Source organism: Luteitalea pratensis (genome assembly GCF_001618865.1).
In the GTDB taxonomy this organism is placed as follows: domain Bacteria; phylum Acidobacteriota; class Vicinamibacteria; order Vicinamibacterales; family Vicinamibacteraceae; genus Luteitalea; species Luteitalea pratensis.
In genome coordinates, this window is record NZ_CP015136.1 from 1,943,864 (window position 1) to 1,965,656 (window position 21,793).

Sequence of the window (21,793 nt, forward strand, 5' to 3'; positions counted from 1 at the left end):
TGCATCCCGATCACACCGGCACCGCCGGCAGCGTCGAGACGAGGCCGTTGCGTGCGAGCGCGAACTCCTGCTTGTACTCGCCGCGCTTGATCCGGTGCGTGACGCGCTGCACGAAATGGAGACCGTCGAAAGCGATTCCCGCCCCGCGCACGCCGACGAGCCGCCGCGCCTGTAGCGGCCGCCCGTAGCGCAACACGTCGAGCGTTCCAAGGCCGTTCACGCCGTCTGCCGTGCCCGCGGCGCGCGCCATCGCATGGAGCACGGCCTGGATGGGCGACCGCTTCGCGCTGTCCTTCACGTACTCGATGCGCTTGGCGAGCAATGGCACGACGCCGAGCAGCGGGTTCAGCGGGTTGATGTCGGGCAGCGGAATGGGAATCGGGATCTTGCTCATCAGCTCCTGGATGACTGTCACCGGCATCGTCTTCTCCTCGGTGTCGAGGCTGAACGACAGCGATTCCACGTTCGTGTGGGCGTCCATGTTGGTGCTGAGGGCGGGTTGCGGCACGCCCAGTTTGATCTCGGGACCGAAGTACGCCGTCGTCATGCCTGGTACGGGTCCGGGCTCGAGGTAGAAGACGTAGCCGACCTCCTCGGCAAGCGTGTTGACGTATTCGAGGTCGGTGCCCTTCTGCGACGGGATCCTCTCGGTGGGCAGCGGCGCCTCGAACAGCACCGTCGGGATGATGCGTGGCACCACGCCGAACATGGCGTACTTGGCGAGAATCACCGCCACGCGCGCCTCGATCGGCATCGCCGGGAACGGCGTGCCGCTGAAGTCGATGAGGCCCATCACCGCTGTGAGGTCCACGCCCGTCACCGACAGCATGTCGTGCGAGGGATCGCTGCCCGGCGTGACCTCCTGCTTCGTGACGACGCCGTCCATGAGCACGTGCGGCGTGCCGTCGATGGTCGCGACAATGAGCGTCCGCAGGATCGGCGGCAGCGCGCCGCCGGCCGCGAGGAAGATCGTGTGCAGTGGCGATCGCTTGCCGAGCACGAACTGCAGCCGGAAACCGCCTGGCTTGCGGCGCTCCGCCGTGTGGGTGACCTCGACGGAGGCGAGGTCGTCCAGTACCGCGCGTGGTAGCGGTATCGGCACGGCTGGCCCGACCATCACGGTGAGCGTCCAGCGGCTACTCATGATCGGGTCCGCCCGGCATGCCTTCCGGCAGCGGAATCCGCACGCGCCGGCCGACGACCTCGGTGACTTCCGACGGCTGCAGCACGCCGTTGCCGTCGCACACGCGCCAGAACTGCTCGGGATCACCGATGTGCTGCGCCGCGATCGTGTCGACGCGATCCCCCTGTCCGACCACGTGCGTTCCCGCCGTCGCAAGCGATTCCGGCGCGGGCACGAAACGTCTGCGGAGATACACGACGGGTCTGCCGTCGCGTCCAGTCCACGTCGCCGTCTCGATGCGTGCGTAACGGCTCGAGGGTGGGAATTGGTCGGTCATGGCAACCCCGTGAGTCCGAGCGTGCCGAGCGTGCCCCCGCGGCTGCGGGCGGCCATGCGCTCCTTGCCCTGCAGGTAGGCCATGAACAGCGTGCCGCCGCGCTGGTTGAACCCGAGGTCGTCCACGCTCAGCACGCGCATGCCGAGGGTCAGGCGGGCGCGAATCGGGTTCAACTGCGCGTCGAAGGCCTCCTCGGTGACGCTGAATTCGGTAATCCGCACCGGCACGATGCGGTGCTGGCTCCAGATGAAGAGCGTGAGCGGGGCCAGCATCGGCGCGATCTCGAGCGTCCCGCTCGAGGCCAGCGCATCGACCGCGATCAGTTGCGCGGCCGTCGGATAGACCACCGACTCCAGTGCCGCAATCTGCGGATGCAGGCCGGCCTGCAGCGTCGGCTCGTCGCCGGACTCCAGCAGGTCGGTCGCATCGAGTTCCGCCTCGAGCTTCACCGTCTCGATTGGCGGGCCCTTGAGCCGTGTCGCCTCGCTCCGGTTGACCGATTCGGTGCCCATGCTGACGGCCTGCAGGGTCCGCGTGATCGAGTCGGGGTTGTACTGCAGCGCGACGATGCGCTGGATCGCGCCAGAGGTGGGGTCCACGAGCACGACGCCACCCTTCAACAGCCGTGGGGAACGCGGGAAACTCACAGTCCCTCCTTCGCCTGCGTCGACGCGAGCGGGCGCCGGGTCGTCGCGAACGAGACGCGCAGTCGAGCCTCGTACTCGTCCACGGCACACGCCACGAAGCCCAGGACATGGCGCACGCGCTCGTCGTCGACCACGAATGCGAGTCCCCGCGCGGCGTAAATCCATTCACCAGACGGCAGGTGTTGCAGGCCATACGTCACGTCGAGCCGCCGTTCCGGTTCACCGAGCGAGTCGGGAACCGAGAAAGCGGCGCCTTCGCTATCCAGCGCCACATCGACGAGCACGACGCGTCCATCGCGCAACCAGGCGCGAGCGCCAGTGGCAGATGGCGGCGTCGCCAGCGGCACGACGTCGGCCGGCTCGAAGGTCGCCCCGAGCATGGCCGCGGCAGGTGTGTCCGTGTCCGCAGCGTCGCCAGACCGCAGGGGCGGCAGGCCACGCCAGTCCGCGAGGTCGAGCGCCGCGAGGCGCGCGAGCACGTAGCCGAGGGACGTGCCGGGTTCGCTGCTCATGCGCCAATCCCCCCGATCTCGCCCTTGAAGTACGCGAGCACGACGTTGCGGAACCCGACGATGTTCACGAGTCGTACGGCTTCGGTGTACGAGGGGTACCGGCGGCGATAGGCGTGCTTGACGGCGATGGGCGGCAGCTTGGCGAGATCCGGGCCCTCGACCTTCTCCCGCAGTGCGCTGTCGGTGGCACGCGGCACGATACTGGCCCACGCGATTTCGCTGAGGAAGGAGTCCACGCCCTCCATCAACGTGTTCTGCTCTGGCGACGATCCGCCGAACACGTTCGCGAAGCGCGCGTAATCGGGATGGACGAGCGTGTGCAGGTATTCGTGGATCAGCGTCTGGAACATGTCCCACATGAAATCCTGGTCCGCGGCCGCGCCACCCTCGGGCTTGAACAGCTGGATGTTGACGTCGCGCGTCACGAAATTGGCCGACGCATCCCACGCCCGATCGATGTCGTTGAGGCGGCGCACCTGGTCCGCCGTCGTCGTGAACTCGGTCGCGATCGTCTCCTGGGCAATCGCCTCGTCGTTGAGCGGCCGGTTATGGCTGTCGAATCGTGGCGAGGCATAGTGGTGCCGGTTCAACGGCGCCACCCACTTCGAGTTGGTCTGCAGGAAATAGAACACCAGGGCGCGCGCGATTGCCTGGCGCGTGCTGAACGGGCCTCGCAACTCCCTGTCCATATCGGCCCAGAGGTCGTGCAGGTTGCCACGCCGTCCGGGGCGATCCGCCTTCATCGCCGGGTGCAGGCTCCTGTTGTAGTAGCCGCCGTAGAAGCCGTCGGTCTCGTCCTTGCTCACCTTGGCCAGCGCTTCCATCTCGAGCAGCGTGTGCATCTTCGAGCTGTCGGCGTGATCGGCCGGCTGGCGGTCCTTCGCGGTGTTGTCCCAGTAGGCCGTGATCATGGCCGGCATGAGGGCGCGCAACTTCTCCGTGTAGTCCTCCGTCTCGGTGGCATGCTTCGCGACAAACGCATGCGGCGCGCCGGTCGCCGTGTCCACCTTCGGGCGCAGCGCCTCCTTGGCCTTGACCTTCTGATCCGGCGTCAGCGTCTTCTTCTTGCTGGCGAGATCGGTCGAACTCTCGGTCAGGACGATGTCCTTGAACACCTCCTCCATGACCATGTCCATGCGATGCAGGCGTGCGACGAGTTGCCCGACTTCCGCCTTGATCGCGTCCTTCGCCTTCTGGTCGGGTGCCTTCTCATGGGCATCGGTCCGCTCGTGCACGCGCCGCTGTAGCGTCGTGCGCGCGACCATGAGGTCACTGGATGCGCGTTCGCGCTCGACCGGTGAACGCCGTCCGAGCTCCGCAATGACTTCCGCGGCGAGGTACTGATCGGTGTCGAATTTTGCCAGCAGCGTCGCGGCGTCGTAGGGCGGCTGCGGGAGGTCGGTCGGCAATCGGCTGCCCGGCTCCGTGTTGCCCGTACGCAAGCCGTCCAGTCCGTCGTCGAATCGAAGCTCGATCCACGCAATGAGCTCCTTCTTCTCGGCCCCGTCGAAGTCGCCGAGCAGATCGTTGACGGGGATGTATCCGAAGATGATCCGCAGGTCACCCGGCTCACTGCGTTTCAGGATGTCGAGGATCGCGCGCTCGTCGTCGTCTGCCGTCGCGCCGTCCTGCAGCTCCTTGATGAGCAGCATTTTCTGCAGGCCGGTGAGCGAGAAGCCGGCGGTGTTCTTGTTCCAGCGATCGACGACGGCGCGCGCCTTGTTGTCGCTGTCGATGTCGCCCTCGATGTCGTGGCGCCTCGCCAGGCCGGCGAGGTACTTCGTCAGGTCGGCGTTCGAGAAGTTGGTGCCTGAGAAGAGCGTCGTGAAGAAGGTGCCGAGCGACTGCAGGAAACCGCCGCGCTTGAACTGCTGCTTCGGCAGCGGCCCGAGCGTGCCGGCGACGTCGGTGACGGGCACGCCGCTCAGGTCGCGCGCGAAACCCGATCCGCCAGCCCGGGCCGGTGCCTCACGATCGGGCCCGGCCGGCCGGCGCTCCGCCCTCGACACGCCCGGCAGGAAGGGATGCTCGTGTTCGGCGACGTGGCCCCGCGGTTCGAAGGCGCGCTCCGGTGCCATGGTGTCAGTCCACGATATCCATCTGGTTCTTGCGATCGCCGAACGCCGGCGGCGGCGTGACCGATCGGAGCCCGATCTGGGAGAAGTGCTCGATGCTCTCGCGGGCCCAGAGTGGCTGTGCCAGCTCCTTGAACGTCTCCTGCAGGCGATCGCCGGAAGCCTGGCCGGCGCGGGGCGCCACGATCTTCGGCCGCGTCTGCAACTCGTGCACGATCGTGGCGGTCTTCGTCCTGATCGGATTGAACTTCTGCTGCACGTCTTTGTAGGCGGTCTCCACACTCAACACGCGACCGCGCTGCGCCCGCAGGTACCTGCCCGCTTCGGCGTCGAACACTGCCTCGGCCTTCTTCCTGGTGGCAGGATTTTTCGCGGCAGCGATCGCCGTCGCGGCCTGCTCGAGGCCGGGGCGGGACGCAACCCATGCCGGATGCGCCACGCCGTTCCAATAGGGCACCACGAATGCGTTGTGGTGCGCTTTCATGTCTTCGAGCACCTCGAGGTACCGCAGGTGGAACTGGTAGGCCGGGTCCTTCGGGTCGCGCGAGGGCGGCCCGAAGAGCTCGTTGCGGACGATCCCCTGGTACGACCTCCAGAGCAGGGCGCGGTCGGCCGCGCCCGATGTGCCACCGAGCTTCGGCACGTTGGTGACAATGAAGGGCATGTCGGTGTTCGGCACGAACTCCATGGCCGCCAGCTCGGCGAGGAACTGCTCGTCGTTCTTCGCCGAAGCGGCTGCGGGCTTTGCCCGCTGTTCACCCTTTTCGTCGAGCGTGTCCCAGACCTTGCGCAGTCGTGTGAGCTCGGCCGGGTCGTAGCGTGTGAAGGTGTCGTTGTGGATCAGGTATGCGGGCAGACCACTTCCGGTGACGATCAGCCCGACGTGCACGGGCAGCTGGATGTAACTGAGACGGAGTTTCAACGACGGCTGGTCGCGAATCAGCGACAGGATGTACGCGATGCGCAGCGCGTACACACCGCAGTCGTGCACCAGCTGCCCAGTCAGTGCCCGCGGGAAGGTGAGCGTCAGCAGGTTGTCGCCGAAGTCGTCGATGTTCATTGGCGAGTGCACCGTGAACGCCTTGAGGTAGACCTTGAGCAGGTCGATGACGGTATCGAGCGCCAGGTCGGCACGCTTGGTGGCCGAGAGGTTCTGCTCGAACTTGGCCTTCGCGAACTGCCGCCAGTCGTCGTCGCTGTGCAACCGCAGGCCCTTGCGGCCGAGAGCCGCGAGCGCGGCCTGGTTCTCGCGGGCATCGGCAGTGGGCTGCCCGGTCTTGGCATCCACTTCGAGCCCGTAGATGCGCTTCAACGCAGTCATCTGGCTCGTCCGGAGCGTGACGATGCGCTGAGGCGGTAGTTGCTGGCTGGGCCGGGGGAAGGTGGTGCTGCTCTCCGCGTCGTACGACGTCAGCTTGACGGACCGCCGCAGCGCGGCGCGGCCCTCGAGGAAGCGGTCGACCTGCCGTAGTACATCCTTGTTGCCCTCTTTCGTGTAGACGGTCTCGTTGATGTCGAGGGTGGCGCTGGCCGTGGCCGTCGCCATCGGCGTCAATGCGCTGGCCAGGCGCTTTTCGACGTCGGACAGGCGCTTGGCCCGCTTGCCAGCGGTGAGGTCCTCGATGGCCGCTTCGAGCGCGAACTGGTACGGCTGCTGCGCGGCCGCGAAGGTGTTCACGGCCAGTTGTTCGAGCCGTGCGTGGTAGCGCGCGATCGACACGATCGGGCTGGACTCCATCCCGAAGCGCGTGTCCGTGAGCCCGCCTTCGCCCTTCAGCCGTACGGTGTCTTCCTTGACCGCCGTCGCATCGAGGCCGTCGCGCTCGGCAAGGACCTGCGTGAAGAACGTGCGCATCGCGTCGACGACGCCGAGGTTGCGTTCGCCGGCACTGGCGTCCGCCCGTCCGGACAGTTCCGGCAGCGTGTTCTCCCACAGCCAGATCTCGTCGTCGAAGTAGCGGCGCACCCGCGAGCGGTTCTGCCCGAAATGCCAGAGCCTGAAGTACCAGGCACGGAAGCGACGGGCGGGCGCCCCTTGGCCGAGCAGCATCAGGCGCGTATGAAGGGTCGTCACCGTCGTCGAGCTCGGGTGGCCCTCCGGGTAGTGGGCGATGTGGGCCTTTTCGAGCGCGTCGAGTCGCGCCGGCAGTTCGGCCACCCGCTCCTGATCGACTGCGTCGCAGAGCGCGATGAAGGGGCGCAGTGCCAGCAACTCGTGACCCCACGACGCGTTCGTCCGCTGCAGCTCCTTCTCGTAGAAGAGCGTGGCCCTGGCATCCTTCTTCGATCGCAGGCTGGCGAGCACGCCATTTGCCGACTGCACGACGTGCGCGAGTTCGTGCGCGAGCAGCGCTCGTCCAGATTGACTCCGCGGCTGGTACTCGCCAGGCGCGAAGCCCACGTGTGTGCCAATGGCCACGGCTCGCGAGCCAAGGGTGCGCGCCGTCTGCGAGAGGTCGTCGTCGACGTGGACGCGGACCTGTGAGAAGTCGTGGTCGAAGCGCCGTTCGAAGTCCGAACGGACGCCTGGCTCCAGGGGCCGTCCTGATTGCGGGAGGGCCCGTTCTCCGAAGGCGGTGGTGCCAACAGACGACGAAGGTAGGGCCCGTTCTCCGAACGCGGCCCTGCCAACATGCGACGGCGCGACGACTGGTGTCAGCGCCCGGGCGGCCATCCCGTCGGCATCGTGTTCGAGACGATTGGGGCGACGCAGGCGCGAGAACGGCCTCATGGCCTGCCTCCCGCACGCTCGACGGCATCGCGCACGGCTCGCGCAACGCTGCGACCGAGCTCGCGGCCATCTGCGAGAGACGCAATGGTCTGGCGGGGAGGAGCGACGCGTGGCGTTGCGGACACGTGCAGTGCGCGCGAGTCCACACCAGACAGCCAGTCGGTCAGCTCGACGGTGATCGCCGCGCGCATCGCCTCGATGTCTGCGGCGTTCAGCACGACGCCGTCGAGGACGATGCGATCGATGTCGATCCCGACGCGGCGAGGCGGCATCACAGCGCCTCCACTTCGTTGGTCGGCTGCTCGCGCTTGCGCATCTCCAGGCGCGCCGCCTCGCGAATCAGGGCCATGTCGACGGCCTGGTCGCGCGCGGCGGCCATGAACGCGGCCGTGAGCGCAATGCCGTGAATGGCCGCGCCGGTCACCGTCAGCCGCGCGAGGCGATCCACGTCGATGTCGCGGACGGGCGTCGCGGCAGGAAAGGCGCGGGCCCACATCGCGCGACGTTCCGCCTGCCCGGGAAACGGGAACGGGACAATGAAGCGCAGCCGGCGGACGAAGGCGGCGTCGACGTTGCTGCGCAGGTTGGTGGCCAGGATGGCCAGCCCGTCGAAGCTCTCGAGGCGCTGGAGCAGGTAGCTCGTCTCGATGTTCGCGTAGCGATCGTGGCTGTCCTTCACCTCGCTGCGCTTGCCGAACAGCGCGTCGGCCTCGTCGAACAGGAGCAGGGCACCGCCGTGCTCGGCGGCGTCGAACACCTCGCGGAGGTTCTTCTCGGTTTCGCCGATGTACTTGCTGACGATCGACGACAGGTCGATCCGGTACAGATCGAGCTGCAGGTCGGCAGCGAGCACTTCGGCCGCCATCGTCTTGCCCGTGCCGCTCTCGCCGGCAAAGAGTGCCGTCACGCCGAGCCCGCGTGCCGATCGCGCGCGCCAGCCCCAGCGCTCGTGCACCTGGTGCCTGTACCGCACCTGCTCGGCCAGGTGCTGCAGCAGCCGAATCGCGTCCGGGGGCAGCACGATGTCCTTCCATGTGGCCCGCGCGTCGATGCGCTGCGCGAGGCCGTTCAGCCGCGGGCGCGCGAATGCGACGCTGGCGCGCCAGAGTGCCGTACACGCTGGAGGCGCCCCGTGGCCCGCAGACGCGAGATCCGCGATGCGATCGATCTCGGCGGTGTCGAAGTCGAACTGTGCGGCGAGCCTGGCAGCTCCGTCGCATCCCCGGCCCGGCACCGCGACCTCGGCCCACCGGTCGTGCTGCTCCTCGGCCGTGGGCGTCGTCACGTCCACGAGCAGCGCGTCTGCCGACAGGGCGCGGGACGCCTCCCTGACGCTGACGAACACGCTGCCGCCGATGGCATCGGCCTCTGACGACGCGAGCCTGGTGACCGTCGCGATTTGCAGTGGCGTCGGATCGGTGTCGTGCAGGTCGACGAGCAACGCCAGCGGCAGCAGCCGCCGCTCGCGCTGGAAGAGCCGCACGAACGTCTCGGCCTCGGCAGGTGGCTGGGACAGCGCCTCCGGCAGCAGGCCGCGCAACTGGCAGCCCTCGGCGGTCGCGGCCGCGGCCGCCACTGACGCCTTGCTCGATCGATTCGGCCCCGCCAGTTGCACGAGGACCCGGCCGGTGGCGGCATGCCGCTGCGCGATCATGTCGGCGATGTCCTGCTGCGACGCGGGGAGCGGCAGTGCGGGCATCGAGGCCGGTACGAGCACTGGCAGCAGGCGTTCGTCGATGGTGTTGAGTCCCTTGGCAAAGTGCACGATGCGCTCGTCGGCCCGCAGGGGCGCCAGTGTCACTGGCACGGCGCCGTGGGCCGACAGCTCGATCAGCCGCCAGTAGCGCAAGGGTCTCGTGACCGAGAGCGCCTCCCATTCGGGAGCGTCGAACAGCGCCAGCGCGAGCGCGAACGTCGGATGAGGCTGCGACGGATTGTCCTGGGCCCTCGCAAACAGGTGTGCCATCCCCGTGTCGAGCGCGGACGCGACGCCGAGCAGCAGGACGTGCCGTTCGAAGACGCTGAGGCCGAACGCCTGCGAGAGCAGCACGAGTGCGGGCGGTGGCTCACTGGTTTCGGCCTCGCGAAGTCGTTCGGCCAGCGCGTCGAGCTCCGTGCCGTCGCCCTGTCCGCCGGCGATGAAGACCTCGAGCCGGAGGCGCAGCCAGTGCACGGCCGTCGCCAGCCAGGCGTCGTTGTGCGCCCGCCAGGCGCCCACGTCCATCATGGGATCGTCACCGTGGGGCCGACATACTGGTTGAACGTCGGGCTGCCGGCATCGCTGTCCACCACGAGCGGACTCATCGCACCGTCGACCTGCACCCGCAGGAGGTGTGTACCCGGCGGCCAACCGGGCGGAATGGTCACGGTAATCGTCCCGCTCGTTGGCGGATCGTCGTCGGGACGCGCGAGCACCAGCAGCGCGGAGTCGCCGGGCAGCACGACGACACGCTGGTCGCGGGCGATCGGCGGCGACACAGCGATGCTGAGGGTGCGATCGGCGGCAAGCGTGTGCGGCGACGGGCTGGTGACGATCGGCGTGACCACGAACGCCGCGACGTTGGACTCGACGCCGACACCTGGCCTCGCGGTGGGCGGCTCGCCGAGCTGCACTTCGTGCACGACCTGCACGGCGGCGAGCCCTGCGCGAAGGGACGCCGGGATGGTGAGTTGCACCGAGTCTCCAGAGACGGCCTGCGCTGCTGGCGCGACCTGCTGGCTGCCGACACGCACCTTCGTGATTCCACCGCGGAGCGACTGCCCTCGCAAGCGCACGGCCGTGCCCACCGGTCCGAACGCGGGGTCGACCTGCTCGATGACCGGCCGTGCGACCGGCACCACGTGCAGCTTCGCCTCGCGTACCGGCAGCGCTGCGCGCGTGGGCGTCGTGCGCTGCAGCAGCACGACCGACACCGTGTATGCCATCGTCGGCCGGTAGCGCGCCTGCATGGCCGCCCACAGCTTCGACAGCTCGTCGGTGGTGAGGTACCGCGGCGTCAGTTTGCACTGCTCGATCTGATCGGCGAGGTCGGCCGGGTTGCGATCGATCACCGACGCCGGCATCAGCCTGTCGCTGACCGGCGAGTTCGCGCTGAACGTACGCCTGATGGCCTGACGCGTGAGGACCGGTGTCTCGTGCATCAACTGCATCGCGTACCCGAGCAGCACCTCGGCATCGAGATCCTGCGCGCCGTAGGCCGTGAGCAGGTAGTGCAGGTCCACCGCCAGCGGCGGGTTGGACAGCCGCTGATCGCCGCCGCTCGACCGCGACGGCAAATCCGCGTTGCGCCATCCGGGATTCGCGGTCACCTGGTAGAGGAACACGTTGAGCTGACTCGGCTCGTCGGCGCCGGTGGCAATGCGGTCCGGCGGCAGCGCACTGACCTTGACGGTGCCCAGGATCGCGGAGAGATCGCTGTTGACCAGTCCGTCGTTGAGGAGATCCTTCAGGACGGCCGTGACAGTCGCGAACGCGAGCGGGCCGCTCATCGCGTCCCCCTGCGTGTTCGCGCCGCGAGATACTCGTCGAGCGTCAGCGGCGGCGCCGTTGACGGCTGGCGCCGCGCCGGTGGACGCTCGGCGGCGGTTGCGCGGACCTCGATGCGACCGATGCTGATCCGGATCTCGGGTGCGAGTTGTTCGTGAGCCTCAGCGGGACCCTCCCGCAGTGGCTCGGCGCGCGCGCGGCGAATCTGAGGAACCTCCGCGCGAGTCACCGGCTGGATCGGCGCGACGACGTGGGCACGCAGTTCACGCGGCGCGACGCTCGCTGCCGGAAGGCGAGTCGGGGTCGCCTGGGCAGGTGCAACAACCGCGACGGGCACACGCGCAGGCGCCGCCGTGGACACGAGTTGCGCCGTGCGTCCCAGCACGTTGGGCAACCTTGATGCCGCGTCTGGAGCGTGTCGCGAGCTGTGATAGGCCGCATCGGTCGACCCCGGCGGAGGGAGCTGCATCTCGGTCGCGACAATGGCGGGCGAGTCGTAAGGCTCGCGCGCCCGCGGCGTCGGCGGAGGCTGGGTCTGTTCCCGCGTCACGAGCAGCGGGGGAGATGCGGCCGGCACGCGCGTCGCGGTTTCTTCGTCGACGACGAGGCCGTGCGATGTCCGCGGCAACGCTTCGTAGGCCAACGGCAGTCGTGGCTGCACGGTCGACTCCGGGCGCCGCGTACGGCGGACGAGATCGGTCAGGAGGTCGTACATGGCGCCGGTCAGGCCGGGGCGGCCATCTCCAGGTAGAGGCGTCGGCGTGCCGGGCTGAGCGCGAGGATGTCGTGTTCACTCCAGCCATAGGCGCGTGCGAGGGCGTGCACTTCCTGGAGCGTGCGCCGCGCCCAGGCGTCCACCTCGCGCCAGAGGAATGTTTCGATCGCGAACGGCACCTCGGCGGCCCGGCCGCACGCCGGGCACTCGATGGCGAGTGACGTGGGCACGTCACCGTGCTCGGCCGCGATCGCATCGGCCACGCGCTCGCCGATCACGGGCTCGTGCGCGAGGACGTGCTGCACATCGAGCGCGTCGCCGCCGCGCATTGCCGACGCCACGCAGCAGGCGAGGAGCCTGGCGCGGGCGAGACGCTCGTCGTCCTCGGCGGCGGCAACCATGAGGTCGGCTGCCGTCGGCAGGCGCCACGTGATCGCGACGTCGCCGACCTGCAGCTGCCGAGGCTGCTCATCGTCCGCATGTGGCGCGCACCGAAGCTGCAGCAAGTCCAGCCGCATCTCGAGCGGTTCGCCGCAGTGCGGGCACGGCACCAGTCCATCGGCGAAGCGGCCGAAGTGCCGCAGTCGCACGTCGAAGAGCGCGGCATCACGTCGCCGGACGGTCCAGTGCGTGATGTCGTCGAGCGGAGCCTGCTCGTTCGCGACCGCGGCCAGCCGAAGGGCGCGCTCCGGCATCGGCAGGGGAGACGCGTCTTCCCACGCCTGCAGGAGGCCAGCGGCATCGGCGAAGGGCATCACGGCACCGAGAACGTGGGCTCGCTGGGCTCCACCACCTCGAGGTCGCGTTCCCAGCCCTCGTGTTCCAGCTTGATGTGCTGGATCAGCACCGCGTTCGCGTTTCCGTCCAGATCGGCTTGCGCCTGGAACTCGGACACCCAGCACCGGTACACGCGATACGCGAGCACGACCTGGCCGGCCTCGTTGTAGAGCTCGATGATGAGGTCCTTGCGGAAGTCGCGCAGCGACACCTCGGCCCCGAGCCCCGCACCGAAGTTCCAGACCTTGTTGGCCCAGCGTTCGAACTCGACGTCGTGGGTCACGCCGCGCTCGAGCGTGATCGCCTCGTACTCGGTGCGTCCCGGCGACTTGCGAGTGCTGCTCGGATCGCCGCCCTCGCGGTGCTTGACTACTTCGGTGGTGCGCTTGAGGGCGCTCACCTTGCTCACGCCCGCCACGTAGCGGCCGTCCCACTTCACCCGGAACTTGAAGTTCTTGTACGGGTCGAAGCGCTGTGCGTTGACCGTGAACTGCGCCATGTCCCCTCCGCGCTCAGGCCTGGATCTGGCCGGCGAGCTGCTGCAGCCTGATGATCACGAACTCGGCCGGCCTCAGCGGCGCGAAGCCGACGAGGATGTTCACGATGCCGAGGTTGATGTCGTTCTGTGTCGTCGTCTCGCGGTCGCATTTGACGAGATACGCCTCACGCGGTGTGCGGCCCTGGAACGCGCCCTGCCTGAAGAGGTTGTGCATGAACGCGCCGGCGTTCAGCCGGATCTGGGCCCAGAGCGGCTCGTCGTTGGGTTCGAAGACCACCCACTTGAGCCCGCGGTACAGGCTCTCCTCGATGTAGAGCGCCGTGCGGCGCACGGGCACGTACTTGTATTCGTCGGCGGCGGCGTCGGCGCCGCGCAGCGTGCGCGCGCCCCACACGACACGACCGTGCACGGGGAAGCTGCGCAGGCAGTTGATGCCGAGCGGATTCAGCAGCCCGTTCTCGGCGTCAGTCATCTCGACGCTCAGCCCGGCGACGCCGTTCAGCGAGGCATCGAGACCCGCCGGCGCCTTCCACACGCCGCGCTGGCCGTCGGTGCGGGCCAGCACACCCGCGACCATGCCGGCTGCGGCGAACGTGTCCACGAGGCCATCGAGTTTCGAGTCGGCCTGGCGAATGCGCGGGAAGTAGATCGCCGCATTGCGCGCCGCGTCTCCGTTCAGGCCCATGCCGGCAGCGCCGGATTGCGCGGCAGGCACGGTCGTCCACCCGGCCTTGGCGTCGACAATCAGCAACGCTCGCCGCTTCGCGCAGTAGGCCATGGCCTCCTGGTACACGTCGTCTGGAACGTCGCCACCCCGTGCGTCAGCAGCGATGCAGAGCAGGTTGAACAGGTCCGTCTTCTCGAGGGCGTAGAGCCCGGTCTTGTTCGCGGCGCTGCCCTTGTAGTCGGCTGTTCCGATCGGATCGCTGTCGGTGCCCGCGTCAGCAGCGTCCGACTTGGCTGCGGTGGACTTGGCGGCGGCGGTCCAGACGTCGACGTCGGTGAGCGCACCGACGTGCTTGGCAGGGCTCGCATCCTTGGGCAACGCAACGCTGCTCGCCACCCTCGCCTGCAAGGACTCGTTGGCGAGCACGCGATCGGCGCGCCGCGCGCTCTCCTTCGTTGTGAGGTTGAGGTGGCTCTCGATCGCGCCGGTGATCCCGTCACGGAGCGTCAGGTCGAACACGTCGGCGGGTGGGACGCCAAGCCGCTGCGCGGCAGCCACGAGGTTGGGGTCAGTGGCGGCCTTCTTGTCCACGCGCGCGCGCAGCTGCATGCCCCATGCGCCGGGCGACGCGGCTTGCAACGTCAGCTCCGACACCTCGAGCGTCGCCGTGCCGGCTGCCGTCGCGGGCTTCTTGTAGAGCCGGACGACGACCGCCTGCGCGCCGCCGTTCAGGAAGAAGTCGCGCACCGCATAGCCGAGCGGCAGCGACACGTGGAGGCCTCCGAATGTACGTTCGAAGTCGCCATAGTTCGTGAGCGTGACAGGTTCATTGACGGGGCCGCGTAGTGCCTTGCCGACAAACGCGGTGATCGAGGTCGCCACTCCGGCAATCGTGCGGACGCCACTGGGAAGTTCCTCGACGTACACGCCGGGGTAGCTGACGGACACGGGCATGGGACTCCTCCTCGGGCGTGGCCCTCGCGCACGCCGATCCTCGGACTATTGCCTCAAACGTCCGCGGTGGCGTTCCCGTACACGCATGTGTCTCGTCCAACGGATCACTGTCCAGCTCGAGGATGTGGCGCGAAACTCATCATTTTGTTGCCGGGCCGTCTGAACCATCTGAAGAGATTGGACGTCATGGTCAGCATGCGTCTCGCTGGATCGTGGGTCCTCGCCTCCGCTCTGCCGTTGCTCGCTCCATGCCCCACGAATGGCCAGGTCAGCGAGGGAATCTCCGTAACGCTGCAGAACGCACAGTACGACCTCGCGCGCGACGGCCGGACCTTCCTGATCGACGAGTCTGCGAAGTCGGCGTTCTTCATGTTGGGCGAGATGCACGGCGACAACGAGACGCCGGCGTTGCTACGAGTGCTGTGGCCCGAGATGTCGAAGCTCGGCTACCGTCACATCGCGGCCGAACTCAGTCCATGGGCAGCGACGAGCCTCGAGTTTCCTGACCAGGGGGACGTCAATGCGATTCAACGGTCGTTCTCATGGACGCGGTCAGACGTGGCGTTTGTCGCCGAACAGCGGACCGGCGCGCGCGCAGTGCTCTGGGGATGTGACATGGAGGAACCCCGGCCGCAGGCGCTGATTCAGGCGTTGGCTGCCGCCAACCCCGCGAACGGCGAGTTGCAGTCGGGGCTCACGCTCACGCAGGGAGGTTATCAACGCGCGGCTGCTCCCGGGCTGTTGCAGCACGTACGATCGGCGGGGGCGATCAACGACGTCACGATCGGGGGTGTGTCGCTCCGCGACAGCATCATTCGCACCCTGCAGATCGAAGTCGATCGCATGAGCCCGAATACGCGCTTGCAGGCGTCTACCCGGCGAGAAGTGCTGATGAAGGAGCTGTTGTTCGCCTATTGGCAATCGAACGGCCGGCCCAGGGTCATGCTCCGCTTCGGTGGCAATCACCTGCATCGAGGCATCGACAGCCGCGGCGTGTCGACGTTGGGCAACTTCGTGGCTGAACTCGCGGCGGCCAATGGCGATCGGGTATTCAACGTCGTCGAATTCGCCGGTGGCGGCCAGATCGCGCTGGGCGGCAAATCGGTCGATTTCGCCGGGGATCTCGATGACCCGGGACTGGCGTTTCTCGCATCGATCGCGCGGCATCCCGCGACGGTGTTCGACCTGAGGCTGATTCGCCAGGCGCTGCACCAGGTGCCCGAGGCGCGGCGATCGGCGGCGGAAGCACGCCTGGTGTATTTCGCAGATTCCTACGATGCAGCGATCTTCTACCGGAGCGTCACGCCGGCAAGACCTTGATCGATACTGTCCCATGGCCGCCGAGACCCCGATTGCCTGCACCCTGTCGGCGACCGACTACCGCACCAGGCTCGCCGAGATCGCGTCCCTCAGCCGGGACGCGCTCCGGCACGCCGAGCGCCGCGGGCTTACGCTCGACCTGCGCTACGCGCCCGAGGCAGCCGCACGCGTCCGCCAACTGGTGGAACAGGAACGCACGTGCTGCCCGTTCCTGCAGTTCGACCTGCAGGAGAGCGCGCACGAGGTGCGCCTGCTCGTGACCGCACCACCGGCCGCCGCCGAAGCAGTGCCCGGTCTATTGGCCGAGTTGACGGGCGGGCTCCGGTAGGGCCGGCTCTCCGAGCCGGCCATGCGCGGAGCGACCAGGCTGGCCGGCACAGTGACGAGACCAGATCGCGACCCTCGCCGCTCACTCCGATCGGAGCGCGGTCAGCGGGTCAACGCGCGTCGCCCGCCACGCCGGGACTTGGCACGCAGCGACCGCAGTCAGCGCGAGCACGCCCGCGACGGCCGCGTACGTCACGGGGTCGGTCGGCGTGATCTCGAACAGCATCGTGCTCAAGAGCCGCGTCAGCAGCCCCGCCCCGATCAGGCCGATCACGAGCCCCGCCACGATCAGCCGCGCGCCCTGCCCGAGCACGAGGCGCGCAATGTCCCCCGGCTTCGCGCCAAGCGCCACTCGGACACCGATCTCCTGCGTCCGCAGCGTGACGACGTACGACATCACGCCGTAGATGCCGATCACCGCGAGCAGCAGCGCCGACCCTGCGAAGGCCGTGAGCAGCACCAGGCTGAAGCGGCGATCCGCCACCGATTGCCCCACGATCTGCCTGATGGTGCGGAAGCGCGGCGGAACGTCCGGGTCCAGCATGCGCACGATCTGGCCGGCACGCCCGATCAGGTCGGACGGCTCGCCAGTGGTGTGCGCGACGATCGTGAACGTCGCGACGCCACGCGGCCGCTGCCGCGCGTTGCCGTAGAACATCGGCGACGGGGCCGCTGCGATGCCGCCGTCGCGCGTGTCGGCGACGATGCCGACGATGGTGTACGGACGCAGGTCGCCGTCCATGTTGCCGTATTCGATCTGCAGGCCGATCGGATCGCGATCGGGCCAGCGGCTCTTCGCCAGCGCCTCGTTGATCACCGCCACGTGCGGGGCGTCGATCGTGTCTCGCTCCTCGAACAGCCGGCCCCGGATGAGGGGAATCCCCATTGTCTTGAAGTAGCCCGGGCTGGCGATGCGGAACTCCGCGCTGCCGGCCCGTTCCTTGTTGCGGATCATCGCGACAAACTCGTCGAAGTCCCGTGGCGGCGGTGTCCCGTTGAGGATCAGGAACCAGCCGTCGGCGCCGAACCCGGTCAGCGGGAACGCGTCGATGCCGCCGACCTCGGTCACGCCGGGCAGCGTGCGCAGCAGCGCCTGAATCTCGTCGTGGAACCCGATGCGCCGCCGGAGCAGCGCCTCGGCCTCGTTGCCAGCGCTGGCCGACCCGGCGAGTTCCATCGTGACGAGATGCTCCGTACGGAACCCGGTCCGCTGTTGCATGAGGTGCAGGAAGCTGCGCCCGAGCAGGCCGGCACCGATCAGCAGCACGAGCGAGACCGCGAGCTGCACGACCACCAGCGCGCTGCGCAGGCGGCTCGACGCCCCACCCGCCATCGTCCGCTGGCTCTCCTTGAGCCGTGCGAAGGTGTCGGCCTTCATCGCGCGCGTGGCCGCGAGCACGCCGAGGAGCAGGGCGGTCACGAGGGAGACGGCGAACGCGAACGCGAGGACGGGCCAGCTCACGGCGATGTCGTCGAGCCGCGGCAGGCCGCCAGGTTCCATCTGCAGCAGGCCGCGCACGCCCACGGACGCCACGAGCACGCCGAGGAGCCCGCCCGCGATGGCCAGCACGAACGACTCGCTGAGGAACGGCGTCAACAGCTGCACGCGGCTCGCGCCGAGCGCCGCGCGTACCGCCAGTTCGCGCTGGCGCGTCGTCGCGCGCGTCAACAGCAGGTTGACGACGTTGGCGCACGCGACGAGGAGGAGGCAGCCGACCGCGCCGAGAAGGATGAGGAGGAGCGGCCTGACGCGACCGACCAACTGATCGTGCAGCGGCACGACTGCGACGTCCACCATCGTCGTGTCATCGCCGTATTGCTGCTTGAGCCGCTGCGCAATGCCGCGCAAATCGTTGCGCGCCTGCTGCAGTGTCGCCCCGTCGCGCAGGCGGCCGATGACGCGCCAGTTGTGCGCGGTGCGTGAAGGCAATCGCGGCTCCAGTTCGCGCGGCACCCAGAGCTGGGCGTCCGCGGGGACCCGGAATTCCTGCGGCATGACCCCGATCACGTCATAGGTCCGGTCATCGAACTTCAGGGTGATCCCCGAAAGGTCCGGATTGCTCCCGAGCTGTTCGCGCCAGAAGCCGTGGCTGACCAGGACCGCAGGATTGGCACCCAGTACCTGCTCGTCCGGCGTGAAGGCGCGGCCGAGCCGCGGCCGCATGCCGAGCACCCGCAGCATGTCGCGCGAGATCCCGGCGTACGTGACGCGAACCGGGCTCGCCCCGCCGGTGACCGACGTCACATTCACGGAGAACGCCGCCATCGACTCGAACGTGTGGTTCTGGTCGCAAAGGTCGTCGTAGTTCGGGTCCGAGAACTGGCCCTGGGTGGTGCGCGCCGTGATCTGCCACAGCTGCATGATGCGATCGGGTTGCGGATACGGCAGCGGCCGGAGGAGCACGCCGTAGACCACGGTGTAGATGGCTGTGCAGGTGCCCAGTCCGAGCCCGAGGGTCAGGATCGCGACGGCGGTGAAGCCCGGGGTCTTGCGGAGGAGACGCAGCGCGTGCCGCAGGTCGTGCCAGATCTGGTACATGAGAGAGGCTCCTGGCCGGACCCGGCCGTACACCTGACGTTGCTGGAGTCCGGGCTGTGCAATGGGACGGTGCTACTGTGTCAAATGTTGCGCTCGCGCCTGCGTCACGCGAAAGATTCGCCAAGCCCTTCCGTCGCGTGTGCACTCCCGGGCACTACATTCCCGAGGCTCCTGGGAGGCTCCATGGTGCGACTCGACGCCGGACCGCTTCGTGCAACCGCGCCGGTGATCACGACGGCGCTGATCCTGGGCATCGCAACGTGCTGGGCTTCATCGGAGCGGCCGGCGATCGTTTCGGGCACCGTGACCGCTGCTCCGCTGACGCTCGAGCCGATCGTCGCCAATGACAACCGGAGGAGTGCGGGCACGCTGGAGGCCAGTACGCTGACCGTGCGGCTCGAGGCCAGGGAGGGTGAGTGGCGGCCCGACGGCGCGCAGTCACCGGGCCTGCTGGTGAGTGCATTCGCCGTCGCCGGCCAGCCGCTGGAGGTGCCGGCACCCCTCGTACGTGTGATCGAAGGCACGAAGGTGCACGCGTACATCAGCAACCGCCTCGCGGGTGCGATTGTCGTACACGGGCTCTACACACGCCCTGCCGCGTCCCCGGATGCATCCGCTCCCCTGGTTGTGCCCCCCGGCGAAACCCGGGAGGTCCGGTTCCTCGCGGGGCGGGCGGGCACGTACTACTACTGGGCCGCGCCTGACGCGGCAACTACGCTCGATGACCGGAAGGGACGCGACACACAGCTGTCCGGGGCTTTCATCGTCGATCCACGCGACGATCGCCCAGCGGCAGACCGTGTACTGGTGGTCACGGGGTGGGACAACGATTTGCCCCTCGGCGACGAACGGCGCACGTTCCGGTACGCGATCAACGGACGCTCGTGGCCGCAGACCGAGCGGCTGGAGTATCGGGTGGGCGACGTGGTTCGGATGCGACTGGTGAACGCGAGCGACGGCGTGCACCCCATGCACTTGCACGGTTTCTACTTCAACGTCGACGGGCGGGGCGATGAGCGTGCGCATGCGCTGCTGCCTGACGGCTCACCGCCACGACTCGTCGTGACCGAACGGATGGCGATTGGCTCCACGTTCGCGCTGACGTGGAAGCCCACGCGACCCGGCAACTGGCTGTTCCACTGCCACGATACCGAGCACATCGTGCGCGGCGGGCCGCTCGACGGGGCACCTCCGCCGGAAGCCAATGCCCATCGACACGTGGAGAACCATGCCCTGGAGATGATGGTGGGACCCGTCATGGGTATCACCGTGACTGGTGCCAGCGCGGAGGCGCCGGAGCCGGCAGGAAACCGCCGTCAGTTGCGCCTGGCCGTGCGCGTGGGCACAGGGGGCACCGATGCCGAGCCTGCGTTTGGGTATGCGTTGGACAACGGCTCGCCGGCGTCACCGGTGTTGTCGGCCGTCGGCCCGACGATCCTCTTGAAGCGCGGCGAACCTGTGAGCATTGCCGTTGTCAACGAGCTGCCCGATCCCACGTCGGTGCACTGGCACGGGATCGAGCTGGAGAGCTATTTCGACGGTGTCCCCGGGTTCGCCGGCCAGGGAAAGCGCATCGCGCCGGTGATCGCCCCGGGCGCCACGTTCGAGGCCCGCTTCACGCCGCCGCGCTCCGGCACGTTCATGTATCACTCCCACGTCGACGAACTCCGGCAACAGCAGGCGGGGCTGACCGGCGCTTTGCTCGTGCTCGACGACCCGTCCGCCTACGACCCCGAGCACGACATCGTGCTCGTCGTGACCGTCCCGCGAAAGGATGCCGACAGCGCGGTCGTGCTGCTCAACGGCTCGTCCACACCCGCGCCACTCCAGATGCGCGTGGGCCAGCGATATCGGCTGCGGTTCATCAACCTTCACACGTTCCGCCCCGCCATGCGCATGCGCCTGCTGGAGGGCACGACCCTGGCAACGTGGACGGGCGTGGCCAAGGACGGCATGGACCTGCCCGCCGAACGTCGCACCGAAGGTCCCGCGGAGATCCAGATGGGCAACGGCGAGGCGTACGACTTCGAGTTCGCGCCCGCGCAAGGCGGCGCGATGCACGTGGACGTCACGAGCGCTGTTGGCCAGTTGCTGGTGACGATGCCAATCACCGTGCGCTGACCCCGCAGAAGACACAGACGCGCACGCCTGCCCCCCGGGGTGCCCGCGATCACAGCGGGAGTTCGAACCAGAACGTGCTGCCTGCCGGCACCCCTGGATCGACGCCAATGGTGCCGCCGTGCGCCTCGATCGCGAGTTTGCAGAAGGCGAGACCCAATCCGACGGAGTTGTGAATCGAGGCCTGTCGAGTCTCGACCGTTCCGAACTTCTCGAAGATCTTCTCCCTGGCGTCCGGGCGCACCCCGCGCCCCTGGTCGTGGACCGCCACACGCGCGTGGCTGTCGCCGCACGCGATCGAGATGCGCACCCTGGCGCCCCTCGGCGAGTGCTTGAGGCCGTTGCTGACCAGGTTCTCGATGACCCTGCGGACGAGCGCGCCGTCGCAGGTCACATGCACGACCTCAGCGCTTTCGATGTCGATGGGTGGTACCTCCACGAGACTGGCCCCCAGTGCCGCGCACACATCGCGCGCCATCTGGGCCAGATCCCACACCGCCAGACTCACGGACATCCTGGCGGCTTCGAGCCAGACGATGACGGATGTCATGGCTGCGCGCGTGCCGTTCGGACGCTGCGGCAGATTCGGCCGCGCGCGGAGCGCGGCGACATGGCCGGCGACGGCGCCAGCCTGGTGACAAGCGTCACCGAGTCACATGTGTGCACCCGGCGATTATCGTTGAAACCGCTCGATGCGCGAGCAAAAGCACAGGTCCCGTCCGAAGGACGCCGCTTCAGAAGTGCAAGGAAATGCCGGCCATCACGCCATCCGCGTCATCGGACCACCACGCGATTACTCAAGGCCGGGCGGATGTTCTGGTTGTAGTGAAAGACGTATCCGGGTCGTACGTGGTCTATTCCGAGCCAGCCGGCGGTCCTCACTTTGCGCATACCGGCGCCGAGCCGGTGCTCGTTCAAATCTCAGGCATCGGTCCCACGGACACCCGCTACATCGATGCGCCCAA

General features: G+C 68.1%; 18 protein-coding genes. 3 read left to right on the top strand and 15 right to left on the bottom strand.

The genetic code is table 11. The features are described 5' to 3' along the window. Positions 1 to 10: 10 nt before the first annotated feature. The 13 genes from LuPra_RS07955 to LuPra_RS08015 are packed head-to-tail and all read right to left on the bottom strand — an operon-like array spanning position 11 to position 14,524. Entirely contained in the window at positions 11 to 1,144 is a 1,134-nt protein-coding gene (locus LuPra_RS07955; RefSeq protein ID WP_110170255.1) for a hypothetical protein, read from the bottom strand. After that, on the bottom strand, positions 1,137 to 1,460 hold the full coding sequence (locus LuPra_RS07960; RefSeq protein ID WP_110170256.1) for a LysM domain-containing protein: 324 nt from the start codon (positions 1,458 to 1,460) through the stop codon (positions 1,137 to 1,139). The genes LuPra_RS07955 and LuPra_RS07960 overlap by 8 nt, the downstream gene beginning before the upstream one ends. Then, a complete protein-coding gene (locus LuPra_RS07965) occupies positions 1,457 to 2,107 on the bottom strand; it encodes a hypothetical protein (RefSeq protein WP_110170257.1) in 651 nt (216 codons plus the stop codon). Before LuPra_RS07965 ends, LuPra_RS07960 begins: the two co-directional genes overlap by 4 nt. After that, complete coding sequence (locus LuPra_RS07970) at positions 2,104 to 2,619, bottom strand: hypothetical protein (protein WP_110170258.1); 516 nt, start codon at positions 2,617 to 2,619, stop codon at positions 2,104 to 2,106. The genes LuPra_RS07965 and LuPra_RS07970 overlap by 4 nt, the downstream gene beginning before the upstream one ends. Next, on the bottom strand, positions 2,616 to 4,697 hold the full coding sequence (locus LuPra_RS07975; protein WP_110170259.1) for a hypothetical protein: 2,082 nt from the start codon (positions 4,695 to 4,697) through the stop codon (positions 2,616 to 2,618). The genes LuPra_RS07970 and LuPra_RS07975 overlap by 4 nt, the downstream gene beginning before the upstream one ends. Before the next feature lie 4 nt (positions 4,698 to 4,701). Beyond that, a complete protein-coding gene (locus LuPra_RS07980; protein WP_110170260.1) occupies positions 4,702 to 7,425 on the bottom strand; it encodes an eCIS core domain-containing protein in 2,724 nt (907 codons plus the stop codon). Then, complete coding sequence (locus LuPra_RS07985) at positions 7,422 to 7,697, bottom strand: hypothetical protein (RefSeq protein ID WP_110170261.1); 276 nt, start codon at positions 7,695 to 7,697, stop codon at positions 7,422 to 7,424. The genes LuPra_RS07980 and LuPra_RS07985 overlap by 4 nt, the downstream gene beginning before the upstream one ends. Next, positions 7,697 to 9,652 carry an ATP-binding protein gene (locus tag LuPra_RS07990; protein WP_110170262.1) on the bottom strand — a complete coding sequence of 652 codons (1,956 nt, stop codon included), beginning with the start codon at positions 9,650 to 9,652 and terminating at the stop codon, positions 7,697 to 7,699. The genes LuPra_RS07985 and LuPra_RS07990 overlap by 1 nt, the downstream gene beginning before the upstream one ends. Then, positions 9,649 to 10,914, bottom strand: a complete 1,266-nt coding sequence (locus LuPra_RS07995) for a Pvc16 family protein (protein WP_110170263.1) — start codon at positions 10,912 to 10,914, stop codon at positions 9,649 to 9,651. The genes LuPra_RS07990 and LuPra_RS07995 overlap by 4 nt, the downstream gene beginning before the upstream one ends. Beyond that, the gene (locus tag LuPra_RS08000) at positions 10,911 to 11,627 is read right to left on the bottom strand and encodes a hypothetical protein (RefSeq protein WP_110170264.1); all 717 of its coding nucleotides are present in this window, start codon (positions 11,625 to 11,627) and stop codon (positions 10,911 to 10,913) included. The genes LuPra_RS07995 and LuPra_RS08000 overlap by 4 nt, the downstream gene beginning before the upstream one ends. Positions 11,628 to 11,635: 8 nt before the next feature. After that, the gene (locus LuPra_RS08005) at positions 11,636 to 12,382 is read right to left on the bottom strand and encodes a hypothetical protein (RefSeq protein WP_110170265.1); all 747 of its coding nucleotides are present in this window, start codon (positions 12,380 to 12,382) and stop codon (positions 11,636 to 11,638) included. Further along, positions 12,382 to 12,903, bottom strand: a complete 522-nt coding sequence (locus LuPra_RS08010) for a phage tail protein (protein ID WP_110170266.1) — start codon at positions 12,901 to 12,903, stop codon at positions 12,382 to 12,384. The genes LuPra_RS08005 and LuPra_RS08010 overlap by 1 nt, the downstream gene beginning before the upstream one ends. 13 nt (positions 12,904 to 12,916) lie before the next feature. Beyond that, the gene (locus LuPra_RS08015) at positions 12,917 to 14,524 is read right to left on the bottom strand and encodes a phage tail sheath family protein (protein WP_110170267.1); all 1,608 of its coding nucleotides are present in this window, start codon (positions 14,522 to 14,524) and stop codon (positions 12,917 to 12,919) included. A 186-nt stretch (positions 14,525 to 14,710) separates the two neighbouring features. On the opposite strand from LuPra_RS08015, the gene LuPra_RS08020 reads away from it, so the two are divergent. Together LuPra_RS08020 and LuPra_RS08025 are read left to right on the top strand one after the other, a co-directional pair. Then, positions 14,711 to 15,844: a hypothetical protein gene (locus tag LuPra_RS08020; protein ID WP_110170268.1), complete on the top strand. Its 1,134-nt coding sequence runs from the start codon at positions 14,711 to 14,713 to the stop codon at positions 15,842 to 15,844. 13 nt (positions 15,845 to 15,857) lie between these two features. Continuing rightward, the gene (locus LuPra_RS08025; protein ID WP_110170269.1) at positions 15,858 to 16,172 is read left to right on the top strand and encodes a hypothetical protein; all 315 of its coding nucleotides are present in this window, start codon (positions 15,858 to 15,860) and stop codon (positions 16,170 to 16,172) included. Positions 16,173 to 16,253: 81 nt separating this feature from the next. Here LuPra_RS08025 and LuPra_RS08030 read toward each other — a convergent pair whose 3' ends face one another. Beyond that, entirely contained in the window at positions 16,254 to 18,710 is a 2,457-nt protein-coding gene (locus LuPra_RS08030; protein ID WP_110170270.1) for an ABC transporter permease, read from the bottom strand. Between the two features lie 183 nt (positions 18,711 to 18,893). Here LuPra_RS08030 and LuPra_RS08035 point away from each other — a divergent pair, with 183 nt between their 5' ends. Further along, on the top strand, positions 18,894 to 20,831 hold the full coding sequence (locus LuPra_RS08035; protein ID WP_162271327.1) for a multicopper oxidase domain-containing protein: 1,938 nt from the start codon (positions 18,894 to 18,896) through the stop codon (positions 20,829 to 20,831). Between the two features lie 49 nt (positions 20,832 to 20,880). Here LuPra_RS08035 and LuPra_RS08040 read toward each other — a convergent pair whose 3' ends face one another. After that, a complete protein-coding gene (locus LuPra_RS08040) occupies positions 20,881 to 21,378 on the bottom strand; it encodes a sensor histidine kinase (protein ID WP_110170272.1) in 498 nt (165 codons plus the stop codon). Positions 21,379 to 21,793 lie beyond the last annotated feature (415 nt).

What these genes read in the sequence shown, in the direction of transcription:
- LuPra_RS07955 (WP_110170255.1), bottom strand. Translation starts at nt 1,144, where the DNA reads ATGAGTAGCCGCTGGACGCTCACCGTGATGGTCGGGCCAGCCGTGCCG.
- LuPra_RS07960 (WP_110170256.1), bottom strand. Translation starts at nt 1,460, where the DNA reads ATGACCGACCAATTCCCACCCTCGAGCCGTTACGCACGCATCGAGACG.
- LuPra_RS07970 (WP_110170258.1), bottom strand. Translation starts at nt 2,619, where the DNA reads ATGAGCAGCGAACCCGGCACGTCCCTCGGCTACGTGCTCGCGCGCCTC.
- LuPra_RS07975 (WP_110170259.1), bottom strand. Translation starts at nt 4,697, where the DNA reads ATGGCACCGGAGCGCGCCTTCGAACCGCGGGGCCACGTCGCCGAACAC.
- LuPra_RS07980 (WP_110170260.1), bottom strand. Translation starts at nt 7,425, where the DNA reads ATGAGGCCGTTCTCGCGCCTGCGTCGCCCCAATCGTCTCGAACACGAT.
- LuPra_RS07985 (WP_110170261.1), bottom strand. Translation starts at nt 7,697, where the DNA reads ATGCCGCCTCGCCGCGTCGGGATCGACATCGATCGCATCGTCCTCGAC.
- LuPra_RS07990 (WP_110170262.1), bottom strand. Translation starts at nt 9,652, where the DNA reads ATGATGGACGTGGGCGCCTGGCGGGCGCACAACGACGCCTGGCTGGCG.
- LuPra_RS07995 (WP_110170263.1), bottom strand. Translation starts at nt 10,914, where the DNA reads ATGAGCGGCCCGCTCGCGTTCGCGACTGTCACGGCCGTCCTGAAGGAT.
- LuPra_RS08000 (WP_110170264.1), bottom strand. Translation starts at nt 11,627, where the DNA reads ATGTACGACCTCCTGACCGATCTCGTCCGCCGTACGCGGCGCCCGGAG.
- LuPra_RS08005 (WP_110170265.1), bottom strand. Translation starts at nt 12,382, where the DNA reads ATGCCCTTCGCCGATGCCGCTGGCCTCCTGCAGGCGTGGGAAGACGCG.
- LuPra_RS08010 (WP_110170266.1), bottom strand. Translation starts at nt 12,903, where the DNA reads ATGGCGCAGTTCACGGTCAACGCACAGCGCTTCGACCCGTACAAGAAC.
- LuPra_RS08015 (WP_110170267.1), bottom strand. Translation starts at nt 14,524, where the DNA reads ATGCCCGTGTCCGTCAGCTACCCCGGCGTGTACGTCGAGGAACTTCCC.
- LuPra_RS08020 (WP_110170268.1), top strand. Translation starts at nt 14,711, where the DNA reads ATGGTCAGCATGCGTCTCGCTGGATCGTGGGTCCTCGCCTCCGCTCTG.
- LuPra_RS08025 (WP_110170269.1), top strand. Translation starts at nt 15,858, where the DNA reads ATGGCCGCCGAGACCCCGATTGCCTGCACCCTGTCGGCGACCGACTAC.
- LuPra_RS08030 (WP_110170270.1), bottom strand. Translation starts at nt 18,710, where the DNA reads ATGTACCAGATCTGGCACGACCTGCGGCACGCGCTGCGTCTCCTCCGC.
- LuPra_RS08035 (WP_162271327.1), top strand. Translation starts at nt 18,894, where the DNA reads ATGGTGCGACTCGACGCCGGACCGCTTCGTGCAACCGCGCCGGTGATC.
- LuPra_RS08040 (WP_110170272.1), bottom strand. Translation starts at nt 21,378, where the DNA reads ATGACATCCGTCATCGTCTGGCTCGAAGCCGCCAGGATGTCCGTGAGT.